9 protein-coding genes are annotated in these 9,666 nt (G+C 40.4%); 4 read left to right on the top strand and 5 right to left on the bottom strand.

All coding sequences use genetic code 11. From position 1 onward, the window contains the following. Together FFR48_RS29615 and FFR48_RS21615 are read right to left on the bottom strand one after the other, a co-directional pair. Positions 1 to 439: helix-turn-helix domain-containing protein (locus tag FFR48_RS29615; protein ID WP_236104139.1), on the bottom strand; the 439-nt coding region annotated here is incomplete at its 3' end. Continuing rightward, positions 357 to 860, bottom strand: coding sequence for an IS607 family transposase (locus tag FFR48_RS21615; RefSeq protein WP_236104138.1), 504 nt, complete (start codon positions 858 to 860; stop codon positions 357 to 359). The genes FFR48_RS21615 and FFR48_RS29615, both read right to left, overlap by 83 nt. Before the next feature lie 583 nt (positions 861 to 1,443). Between FFR48_RS21615 and FFR48_RS21610 the strand changes: the two genes are divergently transcribed. The 3 genes from FFR48_RS21610 to FFR48_RS21600 all read left to right on the top strand — a co-directional run bounded on the left by FFR48_RS21610 (position 1,444) and on the right by FFR48_RS21600 (position 2,969). Further along, positions 1,444 to 1,704 carry a hypothetical protein gene (locus FFR48_RS21610; RefSeq protein ID WP_137668806.1) on the top strand — a complete coding sequence of 87 codons (261 nt, stop codon included), beginning with the start codon at positions 1,444 to 1,446 and terminating at the stop codon, positions 1,702 to 1,704. Between the two features lie 257 nt (positions 1,705 to 1,961). Continuing rightward, positions 1,962 to 2,630, top strand: a complete 669-nt coding sequence (locus FFR48_RS21605; RefSeq protein WP_137668805.1) for a glutathione S-transferase family protein — start codon at positions 1,962 to 1,964, stop codon at positions 2,628 to 2,630. Positions 2,631 to 2,663: 33 nt separating this feature from the next. Further along, positions 2,664 to 2,969, top strand: a complete 306-nt coding sequence (locus FFR48_RS21600) for a hypothetical protein (RefSeq protein ID WP_371851467.1) — start codon at positions 2,664 to 2,666, stop codon at positions 2,967 to 2,969. Between the two features lie 451 nt (positions 2,970 to 3,420). Here the strand turns inward: FFR48_RS21600 and cax are convergent, their stop codons facing one another. Continuing rightward, the gene (gene cax / locus FFR48_RS21590) at positions 3,421 to 4,515 is read right to left on the bottom strand and encodes a calcium/proton exchanger (protein ID WP_096572071.1); all 1,095 of its coding nucleotides are present in this window, start codon (positions 4,513 to 4,515) and stop codon (positions 3,421 to 3,423) included. A 480-nt stretch (positions 4,516 to 4,995) separates the two neighbouring features. Between cax and FFR48_RS21585 the strand changes: the two genes are divergently transcribed. Then, a complete protein-coding gene (locus tag FFR48_RS21585) occupies positions 4,996 to 7,698 on the top strand; it encodes a DUF3536 domain-containing protein (RefSeq protein ID WP_137668807.1) in 2,703 nt (900 codons plus the stop codon). 83 nt (positions 7,699 to 7,781) lie between these two features. Here the strand turns inward: FFR48_RS21585 and FFR48_RS21580 are convergent, their stop codons facing one another. After that, the gene (locus FFR48_RS21580) at positions 7,782 to 8,276 is read right to left on the bottom strand and encodes a DUF4168 domain-containing protein (protein WP_137668803.1); all 495 of its coding nucleotides are present in this window, start codon (positions 8,274 to 8,276) and stop codon (positions 7,782 to 7,784) included. Between the two features lie 195 nt (positions 8,277 to 8,471). Further along, the gene (gene holA, locus FFR48_RS21575; RefSeq protein ID WP_137668802.1) at positions 8,472 to 9,458 is read right to left on the bottom strand and encodes a DNA polymerase III subunit delta; all 987 of its coding nucleotides are present in this window, start codon (positions 9,456 to 9,458) and stop codon (positions 8,472 to 8,474) included. Positions 9,459 to 9,666 lie beyond the last annotated feature (208 nt).

Genomic DNA, 9,666 nt, shown 5'->3' with positions numbered 1-9,666 from the left:
TTCTGAATCTACACCTGCTAATTCCACCACCATTAATATACTTTTTCTTAGCATTTTTAACAGCTTGGCAAGCATCTTTAATGGCAATAGATTTAATTTGATATGGCGCATCTTTACACCATTCAGGTAATCCTTGGATAATCCCAGTTTTTATCCCTTTCCAGTTGGCTTTTGTTTCTGGAGTTTGTAAATACCGAATTGTTTCGTTATAAACAAATCTGGAAACACCAAACCAATATTTAACCTTCCTTTTCTGTGCAGGACTCAATTTCAGATAAATCCTCTTTGATTTTTTTAAAGTATTTTCTCCAGTCCTGCATTCTACAGGAAAAGATGTGAAGGATTGATAGTAAATTTTATGGTGAGCGAAGCCGAACCACTTGGGTAAGTTCTGATTGTGGACAGTGTACAGTTTTGTCGAGAACCACGATTTGTCCACCGTTTTGCTCGACCATATATTGTACAAGCTCAAATCCAAATCTTGCGAGTCTGTCCCGACAGGCAACAACAAGGATGAACTTATCTCCTTGCAGAAGTCTGTCCAATAGGGAGCGCAGACCTTTTCTTTTGAAGTTGAGTCCTGAGCCAATATCTTTGATGATTTCTGCGTCTGGGTAGAGGGATTGCATATAAGCGATTTGTCTATCGAGGTCATCTCGCTGCTTTGAGGAGCTAACCCGACAGTAGCAAATAGTGGGAGTTCTAGTTGAATCGCCCCTGATGTATGATTCGACATCGTACAATCTTTGCCCTGCTGGGTTTTTAATGCTTTTGATTTTCCCCTCATCTGCATATCTCCTTAAAGTGTTTGGATGCAATCCCAGAAATTCGACCGCTTTTCTGAGTGGTATGTATGCCATGAGGAAAGTATAGCATTAGTTAGCGAAAGTTAGCAAATGATTAACTAGCTAATTTCCTCCCCGCAGGGGTAGGTTTTTAATATTATCTGTTGAGGCAGGACCACCGAAGACAAGGAGGTATTGTAGACAAGGAAGATTTTCTACAAAACAAGGTCTGTTTAGCCTCAGTTTTTGTTACCAATTGTACATTATTTGTACGGGTTTCCTCCCTTGTCCACTGTCCTTCCTTGTCCCCCAAGTCTTGCCCTCACGAAAATGTAAAATACCTACCCTTGTGAGGACCCCAGGGTGGGGTCAAATTTCGCTTGAACCAGGCACTTTTTGTAGCAACAGCTAATTTGCGGACAGCAGTCATGATTTTTGTAAATGATAGATTTTGTACTTAAACTTAATACATTTAAAATTATGGCAATGCAGAGCAGTCAGAAGCAATACCTAATACTCATATTGGTTTACCGTTAGAGATTACCCAAAAGTTGGGTGGAAATTTCTACTCTCAAAGCATTTCAAAAAAATCGACAAATAAGCTATTGTAGTCAACAGAGCAATTTTTAGTATTGCCTTAATTGGTGAAAGAGGAGTTATGAAAACAAAAATCTTTGCTTTGGCTCTCATGTTAAGTCTGGCTACCACTCTGGGAGCTTGTGAAGGTGGTGGCAATCCCGCTGGTACTACCACTACTCCCGCTGCTACACCAGCAGCTGGCGAGCCTGCTGACACTGGTGCTACCCCCGCTTCTGCTACAACAACACCAGAAGCTACCCCCGCTGCTACAACAACACCAGAAGCTACCCCCGCTGCTACAACAACACCAGAAGCTACCCCCGCTGCTACTCCAAACTAAGACTGGATACGATAATTTATTGAGGATAGCGATTCTCTCTGCATCGCAATCACATAAATAATTTGATCAGGCATCCAGAATGGTAAACAGTATGAGATAACCTTCTTGGCAGGACAATTAAAACCAAAGCGGAGCGACTCGACTATGATAAAATCGAATCAATCCGCTTATGGTTATCAATTGATAATTGTTTCGGTAATTGTCAATTGTTCATTGTCCATGATTGCAACAATTGTCTTTACTTAGAAAGTAGCTTTATGTTGCTACTGCAATTCAGTACATCTCACTATTGTCGTAAAGCTCGACTGGTTTTAGGTTACAAGGGTATTAATTATCAGGTAGAAAATCTCACTCCTGGCTTGCACATCCTCAAGGTGAAGCCATTAACAGGTTTAACTACTCTGCCTGTTTTGTTGCCGCAAATAGAGGGACAACCCCAAGCTATTGGCGACTCTACGCAAGTTTTAAAATTTTTAGAATCGTATCAACCAGAACCTTCATTATTTTTCAGTAACCCGGAACAACAAACAGAAGCTTTGATGCTGGAAGACTGGTTAGATGAAAGCATTGGTACTGCTACAAGGTTTGTATATTATCATTTTCGGGCTGGTGAAGGTAAAAACATTAATCCCTCTTTATCCAGTCAAATAGTGATTGGTGTGGTTAGGAAACAATATGGTATTAACAATGCTAGTGTAGAATTAGCTACTAAAAGGCTGACAATTGCCCTAGAAGAATTATCTAAACGCTGGCGAAGCAGCGAATATTTAGTAGGCGATCATTTGAGTGTAGCTGATATTGCCGCAGCCGCTTTATTGAGTCCTCTAGCACTTATTCCTCAATATCGTCAAGGATATCCTTGGTTGTTTGAACGCATTGTCAAAATTCATCAATTGTGTGGTGAAGCATTACCACCAGGACTGTAAAAAGTCAAAAGTCAAAAGTCAAAAATGAGATGTATGAAATTTTGGTTTTTGGGTATAAGTACCGCTATGTTAGTGGTGGTTAGTAGCCATTGGGGAACAAAGGTCATGGCATTACCACCTGTGGAGGATATACCAGAGGAGATATTGCGGACAGAGATTATTACCATTGGGCGATCGCCTATTGATGGTAAACTCTTAACTCCTGCTGAATATGCCCAAATACAAGCGCAACTACAAACCAGCCCCCCACCAAAACTTAATGCTCAAATCCGAGAAAAAATATTTCTGTTACAGTTACGCAAGACATTATTACAGCTTTTCCCTTTTTTAGATATTTAGGGGTTGCTGAATAAACCAAAAAGCCTCATAAATCAAAGGTTTGAGGCTCTTCAATAATGGACAATTAACAATTAAAAATTGACAATGACCTCTCCCTTAAAGGGCGGATTTTTTTTGGGTTTTTTCCCCTTGAAACCCACCTTCCGCACCCTAAACTGTCACACAACGAAGATTGACCGTTTGGGGATTTGAGATTGGCTAACTGCTTGCAGCAGCGCTTCGCTATCGCCACCTAAGATTTAGACTATTTTGTATCAAAATTATCCTCAAAGGTATTCAAAAATCCGAAATTACCGATTGTGACACTAGGGGGTGCGGAATGTGGGATAAAACTAGGTCTAGACCTCAGTGGAATCAGTAGGGTGTCTTTGATAGCACCGTTGAAGGTTCGTTTGTGGACTATTCAAGAATCCCCCGGCTTTTAGCCGTGGGGAGTATCAAAACTGAATCACTAACCGATACTGTTAGTAACCGGGTGGAAATAAAAAGCAAAACCTAAAACTGTATAAGCAGCTAAAAGTAAAGTTCCTTCCAACCAATTAGACTTACCATCAGAACTAATGCTATTGGCAATTAAAACCGATACCGCTACAGCTACCAGTTCAAAAGGATTAAAATCTAAATCCATTGGTTGACCCATAAACCAACCTGCAATAACCAAAACAGGAGCAACAAATAACGCTATTTGCATACTTGAACCCACCGCAACAGATAAAGAAAGATCCATTTTATCTTTCATGGCCACAGTTACAGCCGTAGCGTGTTCAGCAGCATTACCAACAATGGGAACTAAAATTACCCCTGTAAACAAAGCTGTTAAACCTAGTTTAGAAGTAGCTACTTCCAAAGAATCTACCAATAATTCTGATTCTAAAGCCACCAGCAGAGTGCAAACTAAGAGTACACCACTCCACAACCAAAGATTGGGTTTTTCATGGGGAGTTTCTTCAGCTTCTTCTATCTCTGCTACACCTACATCATATAAATAGGCGTGAGTTTTCATAGAAAATAGCAGTGTCAAGCCATACACTAAAATTAAGACTACAGCCACAGCTAGAGACAGATTTTGTACTACTTTTTCACTAATGCCAATGGAAGTGTAGTTCATAGCTGTGGGTAGCAAAATTGCTATAACCGCCAAATTCATCGACGAAGCATTTACCCTAGCTACCACCGATTCAAAAGTTTGTTCCTTGTAACGTAGTCCGCCTAATAACATAGAAAGACCCATAACTAGCAGTAAGTTACCGATAATTGAACCTGTGATACTGGCTTTAACGACTTCTATCAGTCCAGCATTGAGGGCAACCAAGGCTATGATCAATTCTGTAGCATTACCAAAGGTAGCGTTTAATAACCCTCCCAGCACCGGACCGACAACTACAGCAATTTCTTCGGTAGCTGCACCCATCCAAGCGGCTAGGGGCAAAATAGCTAATCCTGCGGTGATGAATACTACCAATTCTCCCCACTCTAAAAAGTGCGCTGCTAGGGAAATGGGGATAAAAACTAATAGGCCAAGAAAAATGATGTTTTTAGTTGACATTATATGATCTCGAATTTTGGATAGGTATAACCAAGATATAGGATACTGTCAAGCTTTCGGAAATTCTACTGTTTCAATGATTTCCGCAGATATATAAAATAAGATGACGATTTAATTCAATATTGCAATATTTTGTTGCAAAAGTATGACTTTCAACTTGGGTTTTATCACAAAAATGGGTTTTAATAGATTACAATACCGTTAATTGTCTTGGCTGATGAGCGTTGCCAGTGATATAATCCCCAATATGAAATTTTATGCCATCTTTGATCATTTTTCATCTACGAGGGAACAGTTGCGCGAGAATGCAGATTTCCTGACATATTGAGACAATTTTTGCCAAAATTCTGATTCGGTTTGATTTTCAAGCTGTTGTTTAAAGCGGATTAGACCATAAAACAAATGTAAAAAGGTACACATAACACACACTTTCGCCACAATTGCAATTTGACCTGTAATTTTAATTGGGATAAAAATATGATGACATCTGCTGCTGAATTGCCAGTAAACTCTGGCTTAACATTAACATTAAATCAATCAGAACCAGATTCTCAACACCTGACTGAAAATGATCCCCTGAAAAAACCCCGTGGTGTATACGTGACGGTGCATGGACATTTTTATCAACCACCTAGAGAAAACCCTTATTTAGATGCCATTGAACGTCAACCTAGTGCTACCCCTTTTCATGATTGGAATGAGCGCATTCATTGGGAATGTTATCGCCCCAATGCCTTTGCTAGAGTGCTAAATGACAAAAATGAATTATTGGGGATCGTCAATAATTATGAGTACATGAGCTTTAATATTGGTCCTACTCTGATGTCGTGGTTGGAACGCTACGATGTAGAAGTTTATCAACGAATTTTAGAAGCTGATGCTAAGAGTAGTCAAAGGTTAAATGGTCATGGCAATGCGATCGCCCAAGTTTATAATCACATTATCATGCCTTTAGCTAATGAACGAGATAAATATACACAAATTCGCTGGGGCAAAGCAGACTTTAAATCTCGTTTTGGTCGTGATCCCGAAGGTATCTGGTTAGCAGAAACGGCGGTTGATTATGCAACTATCAAAGCTCTCATTTCCGAAGGCATTCGTTTTATTGTCCTTGCACCATCCCAAGCTCAACGTTGTCGTCCTTTCGCCACAGAACATGATCCCCACCCTAAATGGCATGAAGTTGGAGGTAGTCAGATTGATCCTACTCGTCCTTATCGTTGTTATTTAAAGCCAACTCTGCAAACCACATCTTCACCTTTGAGTGTGACTAAAACCACTTCTCTAGAAAACACAGAAGGTTTACCTTATATTGATATCTTTTTCTACGATGGTCCGATATCACGGGATATGGGTTTTAGTGATGTGGTTTATAGTTCTCACCACTTTGCAGGTAGAGTAGGTGCAGCAGTACGCGGGGATCATCGTCCCGCACAGTTAATATCTGTAGCTACCGATGGGGAAACCTTTGGACATCACAAAAAGGGAACTGAGAAAACTTTAGCCTATGCTTTTATTGGTGAGTTTCCCCGTCACGGTTGGACGGTAACAAATTTTGCTCACTATTTAAGTTTAAATCCTCCGAGTTGGGAAGTGGAGTTAAAACCTGTCACCGCTTGGAGTTGCGCTCATGGTGTGGATAGATGGCAAGATGATTGTGGTTGTGGTGGAGAAGGTGGTGTTTGGCATCAAAAATGGCGCAAGCCGTTACGCAGTGCGTTGAACTGGTTGCGGGATCAGTTAATTGAAGTGTATGAGGAATATGGGAGAAAGTTATTTCGTGATCCCTGGTTAGCAAGGGATGAATATATTGAAATTTTACGCGATCGCTCTCCTGCTAATGTCACCCGTTTTCTCTCCCGTCATCAAACCCACAAACTTACTGCTACAGAACAGATAGATGCTTTGCGTTTGTTGGAAATGCAGCGCCACGCCTTATTTATGTTTACCAGTTGTGGTTGGTTTTTTGAAGAGTTATCCAGACCAGAAGGAACGCAAATTCTCCGCTATGCTGCTCGTGCTTTAGAATTAGCAGGAGATGTGGCAGGTGTGCAGTTGGAAAAAGGTTTCCTCAAACGTTTGGGTTTAGCTCACAGCAATGTGGAACACTTTAAACATGGTGCAGAAGTTTATCGTCAATTGGTGCTAACTGCCCAAATTGGATTTAAACAAGTTGCTGCCCATTATGCGATTACTTCCTTATTCAACAATCACAATAATGCGATCTCCACACAAGACAGATCGGAAAATCTGGAAACTTATCAAAAGCGTGTTTATTGCTACACAGCCAATGAGTTAGATTACCAACTGCAACGCATGGGCGCGTTAACTATGGCGGTGGGACACTTGAAATTAGTGTCAGAAATTACTTGGGAAAGTGAAAATTTAGTATTTGCAGTGTTGCATTTAGGCGGTTGGGATTTTCACTGCTGCATTCAACAGTTTACAGGTAGACGTGATTATAGTCACCTCAAAGAAACTCTATTTACATCTTTGCAACAGGCCAGCGCGGCTCATGCTATTTTGGCAATGACAAAGATTTTTGGTGATGAAGCCTTTAGTTTGCAAAATCTGTTTGCAGAAGAACGTCATCGTATTATGCGCTTGTTAAGTCAGGAAACACTGAATAGATTAGACCAATTGTATACCCAGACATACAGGGAAAACTACGGTGTGATTATGGCTTTTCATCGGGATGGGTTAACAGTTCCTCAAGAATTGCAAGTAGCAGCGGAGATAGCTTTAGGTTATCGCTGTATGATGACATTGCGTAGCCTAGAGCAAGATATCACCGAAACCCAATTAAGTTGGAATCACATTTTAGAATTAGAGGCGATCGCCACTGAAGCTAAACATTTGCGTTGTCAGCTAAATATACCAGAAGGCAAACAGATATTAGAACAGTTAATTGTGCGTTTGCTGTGGCAATTATTACACGAGGCTAATGGTTCTTTTAGTACAGATATCCAAAGGTTAGAAAAGTTGATTGATGTGGGATATCAGTTAAATTTGGGTATTTCTCTGGAAAAATCCCAAGAACTATACTTTAGTTGTTTACATAGTCAAATAGTTCCCCTGTGTCTCACTAACTTGAACAACCCAACCGAAGCTAATCAGTGTCGTCATCTGCTAAAATTGGGGCAGAAATTAGCCGTTGATGTCAGCATGATTGGTGATCGGTGACTGGTGATTGGTGATTGGTGATTGGTGACTGGGAAAATACAAATAATTTCTCCCTCCTCCCTGATCCCTACCTTTGCCAATATCTAACGGCTATTACGCGCACCCGATTTAGAAGCAGATTCATTTTGCAACCGCAGCAAAGTATTATATATCTGACGCTTCAAATCGGCGTTGCTTTGAATTTCGACAGTAATTTGATTAAACCGGGCAATGCTTAAATTATTGGCTGATACTATGTTTTGAGAATCGTTACAATAATTAACAGCTATCTCCCTGGCCTTGTTTGGTAGGGAATTCATGCTGTTAGGGTCATTACAGACAATTTTGGGAATTTCTTCTCCACCAATAAGTTTTTTAATTTCTTTAAACGCAATTTGGCGCTTTGGCTCCATTTCTAATACAGACTGGGCATAGTTAGTAACTTCTGCATTATCAACTGGCGGAATTTGAGCATCTGCTTTCACAGTCAAACCCAAAGTAGCAATTAAACTCGCAGCGGCGAGAGTTGCAAATACCAAGGACTCAGAAAGTTTATGTTTAATTGAAGTTCGCAAAAAGACAAAATAATTTTCCTGCATACGATAGATGACACAGAATAATAGTAGAGATATGATAATAGATTTGATTTATTTTAGGAATCAGATGTTCCGGTAAAATCGGAATTTTGATCAAGGTTGGGACTGGGGACTGGGGAAGAAGCAGGGGGAAGTTATTTGTATTTTTCCCAATTACCAACTACCAATTACCACCAATTACCAATCACCAATCACCAATCACCGTTTCTGATATACTTGGCATAGTTCAACGACTTTAGTTTGTAGGATTGAGGTTTCTGAAGCTCCTTGTTTGAGGCTAACTTCTAATTCCAGCAGTAGGGGTAAAGATGAAATTAGTTGTTGTACAGAAAGAGATTTGACTTCTTGCTGTAAGAAGTAAATACGTTTGGGGTTATTGATTTCCGCTGCTTGGGCGATCGCTTGGGGGTTGCGCTCTCCTGTTTCCATCATAATCTTTACCCATAGCCATGTGCGAAACTGCCCTATCAAAGTGGCAACAATTCTTAAACCCGGTTCAGCCGCATTTATTAGATCCCCGACAATACCCAAAGCTTTAGCTGTATCACCCGTTCTAATAGCTGCTGCTAATTGCAAGGTGTTTTGAGTAGTATTTCTGACTAACTGAGTTACAGTTTTCACATCTAAAGGTTTATTACTACCTCCCATAAACAGGCGTAATTTCTCCATTTCTGTATAGAGAAGCCTGGTGTCGTTGCCTATAGACTCAGCTAATATTTCCGCAGTTTGGGAAGTTAATTTGATACCGACATCTTGAGCAACTTCATTGACAGCTTGTACCAACAACTCAGTTTTCCAGGGGGGAATAAGTGAAAACTCGCGGATTTCGGCAAATTGTTTGATAAATTTTGTAGCTTTGAGACGTTCATCAGGTTTACTGCGGCTTGTTACCAATAAAAAGGAATTTTCAGGAATTGCGGGTAAAGTCCGTTGTAATTCTGATAACGCATTTTCTGGACACTGTTGGCATAAATTAGAATTGACTAACCAAACCAAACGCCCACCAGCACCGAAAGCGGGAGTCATAACTTGATTTAAAGCCTGAATTATTGCATCAGGTTGATCTGGGGGAAAAGCGGTATAGTTAAAGCTTGTCCAAAGAGGATCAAGAACGCGATCGCGCAAAGCTACAACCGCCTTTTCCATCGCAAAATCATCTTCACCCCAGTAAACGTAGATTGGCATAAATTGGTGATAGTTGATAGTTGATAGTTGATAGTTGATATGTTGATAGTTGATATGTTGATAGTTGACAGGGAAACATAAAATTGATTACCCAGTCCCCAGTCCCCAGTCCCCAGTCCCCAGATCCCATTACTCAGTCAACATATCTAAATCCCCCTACACTAAATCAATACAACGCTACCCAACAAACCATAGAAACTAACTTCTG

The sequence above is a fragment of the Sphaerospermopsis reniformis genome (assembly GCF_005402885.1).
In the GTDB taxonomy this organism is placed as follows: Bacteria; Cyanobacteriota; Cyanobacteriia; order Cyanobacteriales; family Nostocaceae; genus Sphaerospermopsis; species Sphaerospermopsis kisseleviana.
Note: the sequence above shows the minus strand (reverse complement) of the source record. Positions and strands in the feature narration are given on the sequence as shown.